The organism is Desulfosarcina sp., from assembly GCF_055467485.1.
Window position 1 is genome coordinate 1 of record NZ_JBUOIV010000077.1, and the last position, 17,914, is coordinate 17,914.

At 56.5% G+C, this 17,914-nt stretch carries 18 protein-coding genes; 14 read left to right on the plus strand and 4 right to left on the minus strand.

Annotation, left to right across the window (positions count from 1 at the left end):
* A partial coding sequence (locus tag ACZCED_RS22560; RefSeq protein WP_464861797.1) for a DUF4405 domain-containing protein occupies positions 1-494 on the minus strand: 494 nt, incomplete at its 3' end.
* A gap of 649 nt (positions 495-1,143) precedes the next feature.
* On the opposite strand from ACZCED_RS22560, the gene ACZCED_RS22565 reads away from it, so the two are divergent.
* Positions 1,144-1,308 (plus strand): FmdB family zinc ribbon protein, encoded by a 165-nt coding sequence (locus ACZCED_RS22565; RefSeq protein WP_462970429.1) that lies wholly within the window; start codon positions 1,144-1,146, stop codon positions 1,306-1,308.
* Positions 1,309-1,464: 156 nt separating this feature from the next.
* On the opposite strand, the gene ACZCED_RS22570 is transcribed toward ACZCED_RS22565, so the two are convergent.
* Entirely contained in the window at positions 1,465-1,773 is a 309-nt protein-coding gene (locus ACZCED_RS22570) for a hypothetical protein (protein WP_464861798.1), read from the minus strand.
* Here ACZCED_RS22570 and ACZCED_RS22575 point away from each other — a divergent pair.
* The 13 genes from ACZCED_RS22575 to glgP all read left to right on the plus strand — a co-directional run bounded on the left by ACZCED_RS22575 (position 1,772) and on the right by glgP (position 16,212).
* Positions 1,772-4,612, plus strand: coding sequence for a CheR family methyltransferase (locus tag ACZCED_RS22575; RefSeq protein WP_464861799.1), 2,841 nt, complete (start codon positions 1,772-1,774; stop codon positions 4,610-4,612). The genes ACZCED_RS22570 and ACZCED_RS22575 overlap by 2 nt on opposite strands.
* Before the next feature lie 51 nt (positions 4,613-4,663).
* Entirely contained in the window at positions 4,664-6,490 is a 1,827-nt protein-coding gene (locus ACZCED_RS22580) for a sensor histidine kinase (protein ID WP_464861800.1), read from the plus strand.
* Positions 6,487-7,143 (plus strand): response regulator, encoded by a 657-nt coding sequence (locus ACZCED_RS22585; protein ID WP_462970432.1) that lies wholly within the window; start codon positions 6,487-6,489, stop codon positions 7,141-7,143. The genes ACZCED_RS22580 and ACZCED_RS22585 overlap by 4 nt, the downstream gene beginning before the upstream one ends.
* Positions 7,144-7,335: 192 nt before the next feature.
* Positions 7,336-7,845 (plus strand): response regulator, encoded by a 510-nt coding sequence (locus tag ACZCED_RS22590; protein ID WP_462970433.1) that lies wholly within the window; start codon positions 7,336-7,338, stop codon positions 7,843-7,845.
* A 4-nt stretch (positions 7,846-7,849) separates the two neighbouring features.
* Positions 7,850-8,128, plus strand: a complete 279-nt coding sequence (locus tag ACZCED_RS22595; RefSeq protein WP_464861801.1) for an STAS domain-containing protein — start codon at positions 7,850-7,852, stop codon at positions 8,126-8,128.
* A 213-nt stretch (positions 8,129-8,341) separates the two neighbouring features.
* On the plus strand, positions 8,342-8,683 hold the full coding sequence (locus tag ACZCED_RS22600) for a hypothetical protein (protein ID WP_462970435.1): 342 nt from the start codon (positions 8,342-8,344) through the stop codon (positions 8,681-8,683).
* Positions 8,684-8,996: 313 nt separating this feature from the next.
* Positions 8,997-9,374 carry a hypothetical protein gene (locus tag ACZCED_RS22605; protein ID WP_464861802.1) on the plus strand — a complete coding sequence of 126 codons (378 nt, stop codon included), beginning with the start codon at positions 8,997-8,999 and terminating at the stop codon, positions 9,372-9,374.
* Positions 9,375-9,501: 127 nt separating this feature from the next.
* A complete protein-coding gene (gene cfa / locus ACZCED_RS22610; protein WP_462970437.1) occupies positions 9,502-10,623 on the plus strand; it encodes a cyclopropane fatty acyl phospholipid synthase in 1,122 nt (373 codons plus the stop codon).
* 329 nt (positions 10,624-10,952) lie between these two features.
* Positions 10,953-11,261 carry an isoamylase early set domain-containing protein gene (locus ACZCED_RS22615; protein WP_462970438.1) on the plus strand — a complete coding sequence of 103 codons (309 nt, stop codon included), beginning with the start codon at positions 10,953-10,955 and terminating at the stop codon, positions 11,259-11,261.
* Positions 11,262-11,369: 108 nt separating this feature from the next.
* Positions 11,370-11,831 carry an Hsp20/alpha crystallin family protein gene (locus ACZCED_RS22620; protein WP_462970439.1) on the plus strand — a complete coding sequence of 154 codons (462 nt, stop codon included), beginning with the start codon at positions 11,370-11,372 and terminating at the stop codon, positions 11,829-11,831.
* Positions 11,832-11,953: 122 nt separating this feature from the next.
* Positions 11,954-12,295, plus strand: a complete 342-nt coding sequence (locus ACZCED_RS22625) for a hypothetical protein (protein WP_462970440.1) — start codon at positions 11,954-11,956, stop codon at positions 12,293-12,295.
* Positions 12,296-12,329: 34 nt separating this feature from the next.
* On the plus strand, positions 12,330-13,853 hold the full coding sequence (locus ACZCED_RS22630) for a glycogen/starch synthase (RefSeq protein WP_464861803.1): 1,524 nt from the start codon (positions 12,330-12,332) through the stop codon (positions 13,851-13,853).
* A gap of 175 nt (positions 13,854-14,028) precedes the next feature.
* Positions 14,029-16,212, plus strand: a complete 2,184-nt coding sequence (gene glgP / locus ACZCED_RS22635; RefSeq protein ID WP_464861804.1) for an alpha-glucan family phosphorylase — start codon at positions 14,029-14,031, stop codon at positions 16,210-16,212.
* Between the two features lie 153 nt (positions 16,213-16,365).
* Here glgP and ACZCED_RS22640 read toward each other — a convergent pair whose 3' ends face one another.
* Complete coding sequence (locus ACZCED_RS22640; protein ID WP_462970443.1) at positions 16,366-17,475, minus strand: fructose 1,6-bisphosphatase; 1,110 nt, start codon at positions 17,473-17,475, stop codon at positions 16,366-16,368.
* Positions 17,476-17,491: 16 nt separating this feature from the next.
* Positions 17,492-17,854 (minus strand): hypothetical protein, encoded by a 363-nt coding sequence (locus ACZCED_RS22645; protein ID WP_464861805.1) that lies wholly within the window; start codon positions 17,852-17,854, stop codon positions 17,492-17,494.
* Positions 17,855-17,914 lie beyond the last annotated feature (60 nt).

Sequence of the window (17,914 nt, forward strand, 5' to 3'; positions counted from 1 at the left end):
GCCTCTTCGATCATTTTCATGAAGTTCGGCAACGCCACGGCCAGCGGCAGCACCATGTATGGGTAGGCCACCATGTTGCGCAGGGGCAGGATCCCTATTTCACGGGGGATCCGCTTAAGGTCGCCGTCGTTATCCTGTGACTTGAAAAGATTCAGCGCCATGACCCGTCGCTTTGATTGTGGGTGATGCCGGTCCTCGGACAATGCCCTAACATCGGGTTTTGCTTGTTTCAGCAGACCGGATTTTTTCAGGTTGGCCTTGATATACGACCAATGCAGCATCAAATGGATGGCGACAGCTAACAGAAAAAGCATGGCCAGCCAGGTATGCACCTCCATCAGCAGATGGCGGATCTCCATCAGAATTCCCTCCCGCCGCCCGCCTCCGTGCGGCAGCACCCGCCAGTTGATCAAGCCGGTTACGGCCAACAGCGAAAAAAGGATGAAGGTGACGATATTTACCGTCCACAGTTTCAAATGCTTTGGCCATGGCATGGATCGCTCCTTTTTTATAGACCAACTATGCAAATCGAAAACCATAAACGTATGGGTCTTCACATGCCAGGAAATACCGGGGCTGGAAGGGATGGGATTACCTGTTGGTGAGTGCTGCAAGTGGCTGGGTTGCGTTTATTGGACGGAGTCAGTCAGAGCAGGGAGCCTCATTCTCCGATGACGAGCGAGATCCCGGTATATTGATCCCGAAGGCGTCACTTTTTTACAACATGTAAAGAGAACCGACACGTTCATGGACAGCCAGTGTCGCGGCAACGGGTCCAGCTGACCCGCGACGAGCTGGTTTCAGCGAACCGTGTCCCCAGTGATCTAAAAAAATGTGGACCCGAGCGGTACGAATGGGCTGCGCACTGCCACATTTATCCACGGTGCACAACTATCCTATGGTTATTCCGGTCAAATGAAAATGGTCAAAAATACTCATTTTTTTTCATGTATAATGGGTAATTTTGTGGATTGTCAGCCGATGGCAGGTCCTGATAGGTAGATCTTATAACCGGTTGCTCCAAGCGGTTCAATCGGGTTGCTGCGTGCCGGTTTTCCCTGAATCGAGGCCGGTGCCTATCCGCAATGACCGGCGTTACCGCGTCCTTATCAGGAAAACCGTCCAACCCAAGGGGGGATGCTTATGCCAAACTATGAATTCATATGTGAATCCTGCCAAAAACCGTTTATGCTTCATCTTGGTCTGGATGCGTTGGAAAAAAAGGAATATGCTTGTCCGCACTGCAAGTCAGTGAACGTCAAACGGCAGATTTCGACTTTCCAGACCAAAACGTCCAGAAAAAGCTGAAGCCATCGTACGAGCAGGTCGGGGGACGCCCACGGGTAAACGTGGGCATCGTTTTCAGCGCTGACGGGCGTTATGCCGGCGAACCGCCCCCTCCTCCGCGCACACACCGGCAGCCGGTCAACCGGCATGAAATGTCTTGACACTGCCGGCCTGCCTTCAATAGAGTTCATCTTGTGCAGGATGCACCTGACCCTCCACCGATATCGATTTTGATTCGTGCATCGCCGCGATGATTTTCCATCTGCCACTGAAGCGGAGAGCGGGGCTGACCCGTGACATCGACCGTCGGCTTCGCCGTCCTTCCAATGCCGTAAAGAGGATTTCTTCAATGGCCGGAAAAAGTACGTCCACAAAAAGTTCTCCACCGGTCAAGCGCAAGCCAGGTAAGAAGAAAAATGCGGATGGCGCCGCCAGGGAGCCGCAAGACGCAAATCCAAGCAATGCGGACACCACGGTGGTGGGCATGGGGGCTTCAGCCGGCGGTCTGGAAGCCCTGCAACAGTTTTTTAAACACCTGCCCGTTGGCTGCACCCTGTCATTTGTGGTGATTCAGCACCTGAGCCCGCGCTATAAAAGCTCCATGGATCAACTGCTCACCAGGTCCACGGCCCTGCCCATTACCCAGATCAACAATGGCCTGAAGATCGAACGCGGGCGCATCTATCTGAGTCCCCCGGAGAAACTCGTCTCCATGGTCAACGGCAAGTTCCGACTGACCCCTATGCAATATTCGGGCAGAAGACATTTACTACCCATCGATCACTTTTTTAATTCGCTGGCAATGGAGAAACGGGAAAAAGCCGTCTGCATCATCCTTTCCGGTTCGGCCAGCGATGGAACCCAGGGGTTGAAGGCCGTCAAGGCCGCCGGCGGCCTGACCTTCGTCCAATCTCCGGAGGATGCCAGGTATGCAAGCATGCCCGACAGCGCCATTGCCACCCAGATGGTCGATTTTATCCTGCCGGCGGAGGAAATCGCTGAAAAGCTGACGGCGGTTCTCTGGCATCCAGGTATCTGCAGCACCGACGTTTCCAGCGCAAAAGAAAAATCTCAGGATCACGAGCTGAAGCAGATATTTTCAATCGTTCAGAGCAAAACCGGCCATGATTTTTCCAATTACAAGAGCGGCACCATCAGTCGCAGAATCGCCCGGCGCTTGACCGTCCACCAGATCAGCGACTATTCGGATTACGTCAAGGTCATGGCCACCGACCCGGCCGAGGCGGGCCGACTGGTCAAGGACATGCTCATCGGGGTGACCAGTTTCTTCAGGGATGGGAAGGCCTTCGATACCCTTCGGGAGATGGTGCTGACGCCATTGGTCCAATCCAGAAAGCCCGGGGACGGCATCCGCATCTGGGTGGCAGGGTGCTCCAGCGGGCAGGAGGCCTATTCTATTGCCATATTGCTGGCAGAGGTCATGGAGCGGCTGAACCACCATTTGAACGTCCAGGTATTCGCCAGCGACATCGAAACCGAAGCCATCCAAACGGCACGGCAGGGAGCTTATCCGGAAAATATCGCTGCCGATGTCTCCCGGCAGCGCCGGGGCCGTTTTTTCACCTCCATCGATGGTCGTTATCATATCAAAAAGCGCATCCGTGACCAGATTGTTTTTTCGGTCCACAACCTGATCAACGACCCGCCGTTTTCCAAAATCGACCTGATCAGCTGTCGCAACCTGCTGATCTATCTCAAACCGGAGCTGCAGAAAAAAATCCTGCTCAGGTTCCATTATGCATTGAACCCGGGCGGTCACCTGTTCTTAGGCCCGTCCGAGACCACCGGCGAATGTGGTGACTATTTCCCGGCGGTATCTCTCAAACACAAGATTTTTGAACATCGCGAAAGGGGGCAGATGGACCGGTACGCCATGAACGGTCTGCCCGTGATCGCGGATCATAGAGTCCTTGAATCAGCGGCCGAGCAGAAAGGAAAATCATCTTTGCCGGACATATACAGTGTTGCCGAACGAATTATCCTGGATGAATATTCCCCGCCCGGGGTACTCATCGACAGCAATTTCGACATTCTTCAGTTTTACGGGTACACCGACCCTTTCCTGAAGATGCCCAGGGGCAAGGCCAATTTCAATATATTGAAAGTGGCCCGGGAGGGGCTGTCGTTCAAGCTGGCCCAGTGCCTCAGCCGGGTCGTTCAATCCGGTGAAACGGAGCACGTCGAAGGCGTCGCTGTTAAATCACCCGACGGATTGAACCGGGTGACGGTTTCCGTTCGACCGCTACTGGAAAAACCGGGGGGCCGGAATCTGCTGATTGTTTTGTTCGAAGCGGCAACGAACGACCGGCCGAAAGAGGCGCCCCAGGCACCGTCTGGTGACGCCGGTGAAAAGCCGCCGGATACCGAGCGGCTGGAAAAGGAGCTGAACGCCACCAGGGAGTACCTGCAGACAACCATCGAGGAACTCGAAACGTCGAACGAGGAGTACAAGGCTGCCAATGAAGAGCTGCAATCGGTCAACGAGGAGCTGCAGAGCGCCAATGAAGAGCTGGAGACCTCCCGGGAGGAGCTTCAGTCCACCAATGAGGAGCTGTTGACCGTCAACGCCGAACACCAGCAGAAGATCGACGAGCTGACCAAATCCAACAACGATATCAACAACCTGCTGGAAAGCACGGAAATCGCCTCGCTGTTTCTCGACCTCGACTTGTGTGTGCGGCGTTTCACCCCGGCGATGACCCGGATCATCAACCTGCGCCTGGCGGATATCGGTCGCCCGGTCAGCGATATCACCACCCTGATGGAGGCCACGGACATCCACGCACACGCCACTCAGGTGCTTGAACGGCTGGAACGCAAGAAGTTTGAGGTCAGGGACAAAAACGGCCGGTGGTACGAGATGCGCCTGATGCCCTACCGAACGCTCGACAACGTCATCGATGGAGTGACCCTTGCGTTCATCGATATCACGGATCTGCGGCAGATCCACCTGCTTCGGCGGATTACGGCCGTGTTCGAAAACGCGTCGGACGCCGTCACGGTGCAGGACTTCAATGGCAATATCCTGTCGTGGAACCGGGCTGCGGAAAGGCTTTACGGCTGGATGGAGAATGAAGCCACCCAAATGCACATTACCGAGATCACCGCAGAAAAAAACCGCCATGAGTATGCAGCGATTACCCGCCGCCTGCAGCGCGGCGATACGGTTGAGCCCTTCGAAACCACGCGAATAACCAAAACGGGTAAAGCCCTCACCGTCCGGCTGCACGCCACGACCCTGGTGGACGACAAGCAACATCCGGTCAAATTCGCTACCTTCGAAAGACCGTCGGGCTTGCGGTAAGGGCTTCGGAAAAAGGGCAGGGCTCGATTGGTGCGACCCCCAAGGATGGACATGACTGTAAATAAAAGCGAAGACACCCATTGGACCGAGCTTCGTCGCAGGGCCGAACGTGTGGTTGGCAGGCCGGACACCGGCGTCGACAGTCAGGAAAATTATGAGCTCCATCGGCTGATTCATGAGATCCAGATCAACCAGGCCGAATTGGAGATGCAAAATGACGAGTTGTCCAAAACCCGTGACACCGCCGAGTCGGCCAGGCAAAAATTCGAAAAACTGTATCGCAACTATGCCAGCCTGTTCGACTTTGCCCCCATCGGCTACCTGGTTATCGACCGGGACGGGGTGATCCAGGAAATAAACCTGGCTGCCGCCATATCGCTCAATGCACCCAGAGGCAAGCTGACCGGCCGCTGCATCACCGATTTTATCCACCGGGAGGATCAGGACTGTTTCTATTACCAAAAACTGGCCTGCCAGAAGAGTCCGGAAAGCTCCACCTTCGAACTCAAAATGAGAAGCGCGGACGGGTTTTTGTTCGATGCCCAACTGCAGATGCAATCCTTTTCCGAATCGCACAGCGACGAGCAGCGATACACGGTTTCCTTGGTGGACATCAGCGAACATGTGCAGCTCTCCGCCAGCTTCGTGCTGCAGCAATACTGCCTCGAACTGGCATGCCGCGCCACCGACATGCAGGAGCTGCTGGCGGGCTATGTCCAGCGGATAAAATCGTATCTTCAATGCGATGCGGTGGGCATCCGCATCCGCGACGATGCCGGCAACATCCCCTACCAGGCCTATGACGGCTTCAGCCAGGCATTCTACGAATCCGAAAGCCCGCTGTCCCTTCACTCCGACCAGTGCATGTGCATCGCGGTGATTAAAGGTTCCTCCGACCCCAGACTGCCGTTTTTCACAAAGAACGGATCATTTTACATCAATGCAACCAGTCGTTTTCTGGCCACGGTGTCGCCGGCGGACCTGGGTTCGACCAGAAATGTGTGCAATGCCCACGGTTACGAATCCGTGGCCCTGATTCCCATTCGCATCGCCGACACCATCCAAGGGCTGATTCATGTGGCCGACCGTCGTGAAAACCGTTTCCCCCTGCGGTTGGTCGAAAACCTGGAAGATGTCGGTTCGCGCCTGGGTCTGGCGGTCCAGCGGTTTCACCTGCAGGATCGGCTCCGTGAATCGGTGGACTCGCTCAATCTTCTTTCCAGTCACCTGTTGACGGTTCAGGAAGATGAGCAGCGGCGCATTGCCCTGGAGCTTCACGACGGATGCGGCCAGGATCTGAATGTGCTCAAGCTTCGCCTGAAAAGCATTCAGCAGCGACTGCCGGACGATGCAGCCGATCTGATTGAAGCGTGCGATGATCTGTTAACCTTTTCCGACAAGATCATCGACGACATTCGCAGCATTGCCCACGGACTGAATCCGTCGGCATTGGAGTCCCTTGGCCTACGTGCCGCCCTCAGGCAGATGATTCGCGAATATTCAAGCTACGCGGATGTTCAGGTGGAGGCGGATATCGATCTGCTCGACCAGATCAAGGATCCGAAGACCCGGGTGTGTCTGTTCCGCATTTTCCAGGAAGCGCTGACCAATATCCATAAACATGCACAGGCTACCTGGGCCTTGTTGGCCGCGAGCCGCAAAGGAAACACCTTGCGCATCCGCATCGAAGACAACGGCATCGGTTTCAATGCCCCCAAACCGTTTGATCACTTCAATGGCCAGGCGGGAATGGGCCTGTCCGCCATGGCGCTGCGCTGCCGCATGATCGGTGCGAAAGTCACCCTCGACAGCCAGGCGGGAAGGGGCACCCGATGGGACATCAGCCTGCCCCGTGCGTTCCGGGAAGCAATACGATGAATAGATACAACATCATTCTTGCCGACGATCACGCGATGATCAGGCAGGGCATCAAAACCATGATCGAAGCGGTGCCCGGACTGGCGGTGACCGGTGAAGCCGGAGACGGCCTGACGCTGCTGAAAATGCTTAACAAGTCCCTTCCCCATATGGTCGTTTTGGACATCTCGATGCCCGGATTGCGCGGCATCGAAGCGGCCCGTGAAATTCACTCCCTGTACCCCGACGTCCATGTACTCATTCTCAGCATGCATAAAAGCGAAGAATTCCTCTCCATGGCATTGGCGGCGGGTGCCAAGGGGTACCTGCTGAAGGAGGATTCGGGCGATGAGCTGCTCCAGGCCATCGACCGGATCCGCAAAGGTGAAACCTATCTGTCCAAGAAATTGGCCAGCACATTTCCTGCAGCCATTATTTCCATTTGCAGGGGTACGCACGAAGCCGAGCCGGACTCCCTGACGCCGCGCGAACGCCAAGTGCTGCAGATGATCGCGGAGGGTCATACGGACCGACAGATCAGCGATCTGCTTTGCATCAGCGTTCGTACGGTCCATCGCCACCATGCCAATATCCGATCCAAACTCAACCTCAAACGAACAGCCGACCTGGTTCGATACGCCATCGCTCAGGGATATACCCAAAGCGTGACGTAGCCCCCCTGCCCACCTTCATGATGGGCAAAAATACCTACACACCTTCCGATAATTGGGCAGTTCTGCGAATTGTATCCGCTGCAGCGTCTGTTGTATAAGAGAAACAAATAAACGCTTCCTGCCGCGACGCGCCTTCTGCAACCTGCCGTTACGATTCTTTTAATCCAAAATTAAAGGGAAAGGAGTACGCACATGTCGGCGATGATTGCTCACCGAGAGGGTCCTTCGTCTGGCGGCCGGTTGACCGAGTCGCCGGGTACGCCATACTCATCGCGAAACGATCTGTCCGGGCACTCGTCCAAAGGGCGGTCAAGCGATTCCGATGCCCGGCGGATCCTTATCGTGGACGACGATCCGGTCGTCCTGAAACTGGTATCCAAGATGGCAGCAAGCCTGGGGTATCGCCCCGCCATTGCCGAAGATGGGGTGGACGCCCTCTACCAATTGACCAAGTCCCACTACGACCTGGTAATCACCGACTATGACATGCCCTTTATCGACGGATACAGTCTGGCCGATCAGATCAAGGAAAAGCATTTCGGGACCCGGGTCATCATCATGACCGGCCACTGTGAAAGAGAAGTCAAGGAGCTCATGGAGGGATCCGGAATTGTCGACGGTATGCTGTTGAAGCCCTTCAATCTGACAACCATGAAAGAGGTGATCGAGAAGGCGGCCAGTCCACGATTTTTATGGAGATGAGGATATGGCCGTCAATTTTCATGTCAGTGCCAAAGCGATCGGCAACCAATCCACGGCGCTTCAGCTGTTCGGTGATTTTGATGGGTCGTCGGCGTGTGAATTGATCAACGCGCTGGACCAGAGCGTCAAGACATCCTGCAAAGTGGCCATTGACACGGATGGCTTGAAAACCGTTCACGCGTTCGGTCTCGACGTCTTTCTTCCCCGGATGTCCGAGCTGAACAACACCCGGGCGGAAATTAAAGTGACCGGACGCTTCAGTGAAATATTCTGGCAAGAGTGAGATGCCGTGGATGCTGATTGCCTATCGCCGGCATCGCGTGCGTCCGCACCCGGATAGGAAAAATCCATACCGGACCATTCCATGAGTAATGGAAAGTTTGATCGGCCAGACCCCATGCATTGAGACAAATCTACTGACCGCTCATCGAGGGCAAAGGGCCTTGTGGTCCAGGCAAGACATGCTGGTCCCGCCACCAGCTCCCATGGTGAAAAAATGCACGTGGTAATGGAAGAAAAAGAAAAAAGAAGGAGCGCTTCACGAAATCGCACCGAGGCGGTCGTCGCCTGCCGGCCATTTGCCAGCGGCGGTGCTGCCCATACGGCAGACGGTGTCATACGTAATTTTTCAGAAGCGGGGACCTATATCGAATCGTCCCATGAGTTCAAATTAGGGACCATCCTTCATTTGCGAATGGTTCGCTATCCACCGGTATCAGCAGCTTCCGGAGCCGATGCTCAGCTGCGATCCATCTGCCTTGCAGAAGTCAAATGGCGGCAGGAAATAGTTGGCCACGACAGCACCCGGTATGGATTTGGTTTGAAGTATCTCGACTGAACAGGAACGGCCGAACGCATGGCAATGCGCCATCACCCCCCCCGAATCGTGTTGGTCGCCCCGGAAGCGACATCCGTTCACGGAATGGGGTCGGCGTCACAGGTGATTCCCGCCAGAACCGGCGGACGTGGGGACATCTGGTACTACCCAGATCCATGCACTTCACGAGTTCGATATGGATCTGCTCCTGTCGTCGGTTTCTATGCGCACGACCTTAATCGCTCTCCGGTGCACCTGAAGGCAGCGGTTCACCTGCCGGTCCCTTCGCAATTCGCAGCTTGATGGAGGCGAAGGGGAAATTGAAAGGAGACATATGCAAAACATCGTTATTCTGGACGACAACCAGGCAAGCTCGGCATTTCTGAAGATAATCCTGACCCGCCACTGGCATCGGGTCACCCGGGCCGCTACGATTCAGGAGGTGACCAGCCATCCCCCCGATTCCACCCCAAGCCTGGTCCTGATCAACCAGGCCTTCGGGAACCACTCGGGATGGGAAAGTTTCAACCATCTGAAGCGAATCGCCCCGCATATACCGGCGATGGTATACTGGCTGGATCAGCTGAACGCCGCCAATGCCGATTGGGTTGTCAAGGCGGTTGAGGCGGTGATCGGCGAGACAACACGTCCTTCTGCGATGCTGATGGGCGCTCCCGTAAACATCAACTTGTCAACGGCGAGGAGTCGATAGCATTTTAGATCGCGTGGATCCATGCTTCGGGTCAAAAATCCCGCAGTCAAAAGGGATACAGATCCTCGAAGGGTTATCTCAAGCAACGGCGACCGCCGGAAAACAGCTTGGCAGGAGAGGCTGGATCATGAAAACGACATCACCTGAACGACTGGTTCCGGAACTTTTCGCTGCCGCCGATGTGGCGGTCAATGGCAGCCGGCCATGGGACATCCAGGTACACCACCACCGGTTTTACAAACGACTGGCGGCCGGCGGATCCATGGCTCTGGGTGAAAGCTACATGGACGGCTGGTGGGACTGTGAAGCCCTGGACCAACTCTTCGATCGAATCCTGCGCTTCCGATTGGATCGCCAGGCAAAAAAATCATTGAAAACCCTTTGGTGTGCCGTCAAAGCGGCATGCACATGCTCACCGGGCCGCTTTCGGGCGTTTACCATCGGCAGGCGCCATTACGACCTCGGCAACGACCTGTTTTCGCTGATGCTGGATAAATGGATGAACTACTCTTGCGCCTACTGGAAGGATGCCGGAGACCTGGATGAGGCCCAGGAATCCAAGATGGATCTGATCTGCCGTAAACTGAAGCTTCAGGCTGGCATGCGGATCGTGGATGTGGGTTGCGGATGGGGTGGATTGGCCGCTTATGCAGCCAAACATTACGACGTCGACGTGCTGGGCATCACGGTTTCCAAGGAACAGGCCAAATTGGCCCGGCGGCGCTGCGAGGGACTTCCGGTGACCATCAAACTGATGGATTACCGACGATTGACAGGCGCTTTTGATCGCATCGTGTCGGTGGGGATGTTCGAACATGTGGGGGCCGGCCACTATCGCGCTTTCATGCGCATGATTCAGCGCTGCCTGACGCCCGAGGGGCTCTTTTTGCTGCACACCATCGCCGGCAACCGATCCGTGCGTTTTTGCGACCCCTGGATTTCCAGATACATCTTCCCCAACTCCATGCTGCCATCCAGCCGACAGATTTCATCGGCGGCAGAAAAACTGCTGGTCCTGGAGGACTGGCACAGTTTCGGCCCTTACTACGATCCTACGCTGCTGGCCTGGTATCACAATTTCAAGGCCAACTGGAACCGCCTCAAGCATGCTTATGACGGGCGGTTTTTTCGGATGTGGACTTACTACCTCCTGGCCTGCGCCGGGTCCTTCCGCGCCCGCCGCAATCAGGTGTGGCAGATCGTTTTCTCCAATAACGGTGTCCGTAACGGGTATGAAGGCGTTAGATAAGGGGCATGGTCGGAGTAACAACGCTTTCCAACCTGTAAAAAAAACCAACACAATCATAAGTCTCAGTTGGACGTGGATGGTCAATTAGACAATAAAATTGAATGGTTAACGATGTCTGAACCCTGGCACACCTTTTGCGGTTTATAACAACGAGGAAGATTGTGCGCGGATAGACCATCAATGAAGGGGAAGACCAGCCAAGAAATGTCGAATCGGTAAAACCGAAAGCAGCGATAACTACCTCGAATGGCCACTTTTCGGTGATCTTGACGCGCCATCGGCGTGCGGACGGATCAAAAGCGATTGATAACTATGCATGGAGGAAAACAATGGGTATTCGCAAACAGTTTCTGAAAAGCAGACCGGTGTGCAAGGTCACCTTTAACCTTCCGGAAAAGGAAGGCGACGGGGCGCCTGTGGCGCACGTGGTGGGGGAGTTCAACGGCTGGTCGACCTCGGCGACACCCATGAAGCGATTGAAAAATGGGGCATTCAGCGCCACGGTCGAACTGGAAAAGGGCCGGTCTTATCAATTCCGCTATTTATTGGGCCAATCGCACTGGGAGAACGACCCCGAAGCCGACGACTACCTGCCGTCTCCTTTCGGGGACAGCCAGAATTCGGTGATCAGGCTGTAGCCGGCCCTCTTAGAAATTCTTCTTCGTTGGTATGGACGATGACCATCTGCCATCCATATGGATGGGTTTCAACCCCATATGACAAATCAGCTGAAAGGAGGAACCGCCATGTTTGATCTAATGCCTCATAGAAGGCGATCAGGAAGGGAACTGGTCAGTTTCAGGGATGAAATGGACAATCTGTTCAACCGCTTCTTTGACATGGATTTGCCGATCTCGCGGCGGCTTTTCGGGGACGGGGAATGGGCGCCGCGTCTGGACGTGATCGAAGGTAAAGGTGAAATCACGGTCAAGGCGGAAATTCCAGGGTGCGAGGCCAAGGACATCGATGTGAAGCTGGACGGCCGGACCCTGACCATTTCTGGTGAGAAGAAGCAGGAGAAGGAAGAGAAGGATGAAAATTTCCACCGGGTGGAAAGAACCTACGGCAGCTTCAGCCGCATGGTGGAACTGCCCGGGGAGGTCAAGCCGGAGGAGATCGATGCGACCTACAAAAAAGGGGTGTTGAAACTGATTTTTAAGAAGACCCAGGCGACCGAGGCAAAAAAAATCGAAATTAAAACCGGGTAGCCCCTTTCTATCCGGTTTTCCTGCAGTACGCCGGCGCGAGCCTCCTTTTAATGGCAAAAGATGGGCGGCGTGCTGCAGGTACACCCAGATGCGGAGGGCGGGATTCGTCCCGGGACCAGAAAATGAAACATATCCCGGAGAAGAAAAAAAAAGGCCGAGCGCTGCCGCGCAATTCCACAGATGCCGCAATAACCTGCCGGCCGTTTACCAGCAGCGGCGCCATACCCATGTCGGATGGCGTCATGCGCAATTTCTCACGCGGCGGGTCCTATGTCGAGACGTCCCGCAAATTCAAATCCGGAACCATTCTGATCGTGCGGATGCTCTTTTATCCCCCCCCGGCGCCTTCTGTGGATGAAGACGTGCGACCGCGCACCATCTGCCTGGCGGAAGTCAAATGGCGGCAGAAACTGACCGACGAAAATGCCATCCGATATGGCATGGGGTTGAAATATATAGACTAACATGGCGGCCCGGCATAAAAAACCCAGAATCCTGATGGTCACCACGGAAGTGACCTTCGTTCCGCATGGCATGGGATCGGACTCACGAACGATATCCGCACGGGCCGGCGGGCTCGGTGATATCTGTGCGGCCCAGATCCATGCCCTCTACGAACGTGGCATCGATGTGCACCTGGCCATGCCCAACTATCGCGATGTCTTCAAAATCAACTCCCAGCGCATGTCGGGCATCGATATCCGCGGTCACAAACAAGAAATCCCCGAAAGCCGCATCCATCTGGCCCAGGACCGATCATTCTACTACCATCCCAAGCTGTTTTCGAACACCGACCGGGAAAATATCCGCATTTCCCTGGCATTTCAGCGCGAGGTGATCAACCGCATCATCCCCGAAGTCCAACCGGACCTGATCCATTGCTACGACTGGATGACGGGGCTGATCCCGGCCATGGCCCGCCGCAACGGCATCGCCTGCCTGTTCACCCTGTACCGCCTGGATTCACCCCGGCTGCTCCTGTCGACCATCGAAGAACGCGGCATCGATGCAGCCTCATTCTGGCAGCATTGCTACTATTGCCGAATGCCCGTCAATTACCAGGAAACCAGGAGCACCAACCCTCTGGACATGCTGACCAGCGGGATGTTTGCCTCCGGCCTGACCGTCACCCTGAGCCAGACCTTTTTAAAGGCGTGTGCCGATGCCCAATGCCAATTGGGCGGCCCCTTGCTGAACGCGGAACTGCAGCACAAGTTGCGGAGCGGAAACCTTTGTGCCGTGGCCCCGGCCCTGGATCCTTCCTTCAATCCGGCCATCGACCGGGCGCTGGCACGGACCTACGGACCGGATACCCACTACGCGGGTAAACTGTTCAACAAACTCCAGCTTCAGGAAACACTGAACCTGCACATGGATTCGACGGCGCCGGTGTGTTTCTGGCCCACGCGGCTGGACGGCACCCGGCCCGGATGCCGGCTGATGGCCGACACCCTGGCCGTCATTCTGGACCGCTACCGCGAACAGCGGCTGCAGGTGGTCTTTGTTGCCGACGGCGATTGCCAGGCGCACGTGCGCGCAATGATCGACCGGCTGCATGCCGCGGATCGTGCGGCCGTGTGCGATTTTGACGCCCGACGCTACCGTCTGGCCTATGCCGGCGCGGATTTTGTGCTCATGCCCCTGTACCTGGATCCCTGCGCACTGCCCTGCAGGATCGGCCAGCGATACGGCGCACTGCCCATAGCCTTCAATGCGGGCGCCATCCGTGATTGCGTGGCGCATCTGGATGCTGAATCCAACAGTGGCACGGGGTTCCTGTTCGACTATTTCGATGCCAGCGGGTTCCTGTGGGCGATCGATCAGGCCATGGTTTTTTACCGTCGCTCCCGCGATGTCCGTTCATCACAGGTGCAGCGGATCATGAGTGACAGCCTGGTGCGGTTCGACGCAGGGGAAACGGCGCGCCACAGCATCGGTCTTTATGCGCGTCTCCTTGGCTGCCCGCCGGCGCATCTGATCGCCGATGCCGAACCGTCGGCCGACGTGCAAATAGCGGCCTGATGCGGCTTCCCCTCACCCTGTCTCCCTCCCCGTAGAGACAAGGGGAAGGTATCAACCAACCGAGCCATAATGGCCGGAGCCGCAGAACCTGCTCTGTTCCGAAAGGAGGGTTCACACGCAAGTCTTGAACCCGAATGTATGCAGCCCCTAACCGCCCCGACGGCAGGAGGTGCCGATGCCTGCGCCCACCGACCACTCCAATTTCCCCAACCTGCCAGAAAAGATCTCCGGACTCGCCAATTTAGCGGAAAACCTGTGGTGGAGCTGGCGCCCGCGGGCCCGGATGCTTTTCAAGATGCTGAACCGGCAGGCCTGGAAGGAGAGCGGCCACAATCCGGACAAGATGCTTCGGGAGCTCTCCCCCGAAATATTGTCCGCCGCCGCCGACAATCCCGACTACCTGCGCCACTACAACGTGGTCATGTCTCTTTTTAACAGTTACATGATCAGGAAAGAGAACCCTTTTTTCGAGGATGGGCTGGAATTAACCCCGGACAAGGTGGCCGTCGCCTATTTTTCAGCCGAGTACGGCCTGCACCGGTCGCTGCCGTTTTACGCCGGCGGTCTCGGGTTTCTGGCTGGTGATTTTATCAAGGAGTGCAGCGATCTGAACATCCCGGTGGTGGCGGTAGGCTTCATGTACCCGGAGGGATACCTGCTCCAACGAATTCGCGACGACGGATGGCAGGACCACATCGATGAACGCTTCGACCGTGAGGCCGCCGCCATTTCACGGGTTATGACAGACAAGGGCCGCCAGTTGATATTCAAAGTCCCGCTGATCGATCCGCCCATCCATGTGGCGGTCTGGAAGATTGCCGTCGGCACCAACGCACTCTACCTGATGGATACCGATATCGAGCAGAACGACCCCTGGAACCGGACCATATCCGCCCGGCTCTATTCCGGCGATCTGGAACAGCGCCTGCGCCAGGAGATCGTGCTGGGTATCGGCGGGGCTGAAATGCTGGAAAAGCTGGGAATGAACTACCACCTGATCCATCTCAACGAAGGCCACGCCGCCTTCGCCCTGCTGGAACGGATCCGTGACCACCGCCTCGACGGCTTGTCTTTCGACGACGCCTTCACCGCCGTCCGGGAGCGCACCGTCTTCACCACCCACACCCCGGTGCCGGCCGGGCACGACGTGTTCCCTTTTCACCTGATGGAGAAGTACTTCCGGTCCTACTGGCCCGACCTGGGGTTGGATCGCAAAGCGTTTCTGCAGTTGGGTGTCCATCCCCAGCACCCCCACCAGGGTTTCAACATGACCGTCCTGGCGCTGAAGGCATCGGCCTGCCGCAATGCCGTCAGCCGAAACCATGCGGCGGTGTCCCGCAAGATGTGGCAATCCCTCTGGCCGGACCGTGCATTGGCAGACGTTCCCATCGATGCCATTACCAACGGCGTCCACATCCCCACCTGGGTGGAACCTAAAATCAAGCTGCTCTATGATCGCCATCTCGGGTCCAACTGGCGCGACAATCACGACAACCCGTATATCTGGGAACTGGTGGAAAAGATCCCGGACCAGGAGCTCTGGCAGACCCACTACTGGCTGAAGATCAAGCTGATCGATGCCATTCGGGAGCGCTGCCGAAAACGCTGGGTGTCCGAACATGCCAGCCCGTCCATTCTGCTGGCCGGCGGTGCCATGCTGGATCCGTCCATTCTGACCATTGGGTTTGCCCGCCGCTTTGTCACCTACAAGCGGGCCGACCTGATCCTGAACGATCTGCCGCGCATCAAACGCCTGCTCAACGACCGCTGGAATCCCATCCAGATCATTTTTGCCGGCAAAGCCCACCCGGCCGACGACCCCGCCAAGCACATCCTGCAAAAGGTGTTCAACGCCTGCCGCGACCCCCAGATGGGCGGCCGTATCGCCTTCGTGGAGGACTATGGCGAGCAGATCGCGCAGTATCTGCTTCACGGGGTCGACCTGTGGCTCAACAACCCCCTGCCGCCCATGGAGGCCTGTGGGACCAGCGGCATGAAGGCCGCCTTGAACGGTGTTCCCCACCTGAGCATCCTGGACGGCTGGTGGATCGAGGGTTACAACGGCAAGAACGGCTGGGCTTTCGGCGACGTGTCCGGCGAAAGCGACCGCACCGCCATCGATGCCGGATCCATCTATCAGCTTCTCGAAGATGAGATCATTCCCCTCTACTACGATATGAGCGACGACGGTTTCCCCAAAGGCTGGGTGCGGGTGATGAAAGAGGCCATCCGCAGCAATGCGGCGCGGTTTTCCGCCCGGCGGATGGTCAAGGAATACGTCCAGCGGTACTATGTGAATGCCTTTCTCAATATACCTGAACCGGTTTCTGCACCCGGCACCTCAAATAACGGCGCATAACGGTTCAGGGGGGTTGTGCGGGACACCCCGAGCGGCGGCCCATTCAGCCATTTTTCTGGAGTCCTGGTTCGTCTGTGCATCGGCCTTGGCAATCTAAACGGTGGGATAGGAATCGAAAACCGATCGGGCGTCCGGCTTATAGATATCCATCCATCAGTCGAACGGATGCTTGATCTCGAAGCGCTCATCCAGATCCCTGAGAATATTGACCAGGCCCCCGTAATGAATGGTCTCAAAAGGCTGCATGGCATTGCCGAAGAATCCCTGCCTTCTGATTTCCACGGCCTTCTCCGCAAGCCGGGCGCGGACATGGTCCCACACGGGATGCGCGAAGACATCAACCGGAGGCGTCAGACGGCCTTCGCGCAATCCGAAGGCGGCGCAGGAGACAATGGGGGGGCCGTCGAAATAGGAAACCTTGCAATTCAGGGGGACCGGCATCAGCGGGCCGTGATGGCAGCCGCGCATGAATCCACCCACATAGGGACCGATCTGGAAGGGCGCCACCACCTCGCCGGCGGAGGGAAAGGCGTCCTGGACCCGCACGATGGCCACCGGGTCGTCCTTGCCCAGGATCTTGCCGGCGATGTTGGGCATGCGCGTGGTGCTCAATGCCACCGTCTGTTCACCGGTACTGCGCGATTCGATGCGCCGGATGGCATATCGGTTCTGATCTCTCAACAGGGCAGCCATGTTGTAAATATCTTCGGGGGCGTCAAGTTCGATTTCGCGGTCATATTCCTTGTAATGCACATCCATGATCACCAGCCGGAACCCCTGCCGCATCCGCGGGGAAAGAATGAGCCCGGGACAGTGCATGGGGTCGGTAAAGGCCAGGTAGAAGGGAAGGTTGAAGGCACCCGGCAATGATTTGTCGATGGAGAAGATTAAAAATGCCTCGTTGGGACGCTCCTCGACGCTCATCTCCGCCATCGCCGGACCCAATCCTTTGGCGGCACCGGTCATCCCCGCGTCACGGATATCCTGGCCGACGCCATAAAGCCCCAGTTCGCCGGCCGCTTCAGCCCCTTTTTCAAATGCCTCCCATAGAATCTCCATAATTTTCGGGCTATCCAAACCGTTTTCGTGGGTGCACAGGATGGTGAGGTCATCTCCGGTGAAGGATACCCAATAGTCGATGAGGAAGCTGTCCGTTTTCTCTTCTACGGACGTCCGTACGGCGGACACGAGTTGATCGCTGGGCTGAAGATGCCCGCCGACAGCCCCCAGGTCCACTCGCACCGCGGTCAGTGTAGTTTTCATCATTCTCTCCTATTCTTCAATACAGGAACATGGGTTTTCCCTGGGTGCTGAGAATGCGGGGGCGATAGGTCTCGGTATCGTACAGTTCATCAACATCCACCCGTTTGGCGCCGTCGGCGACGACGGAAATATCGACGGCCGTGTATCGCCCCCCGGACAGGGCCACCATTTTGCCGAAACGCTTTTCACGGATCAGGTCCACAGCCATTCCTGCATAGTTAAAGGCCACCATCAGGTCCAGCGAATCAGGGGAACCGCTGCGCATCAGATAAAGCAGGGGCTGGAAAATGATCCCGATGCCGGTGATCTTCTTGACGGCCTCCGCGGCCGGCAAGATCCTCTCGACGTTTTCCTTACCACCTTGTCCTATTTCAGCCATTGTGTCTTCCTCTCTCTGTTAGGCGTTGTAATGGAGTCTGGTCCGGATGCTTCCGAGCTC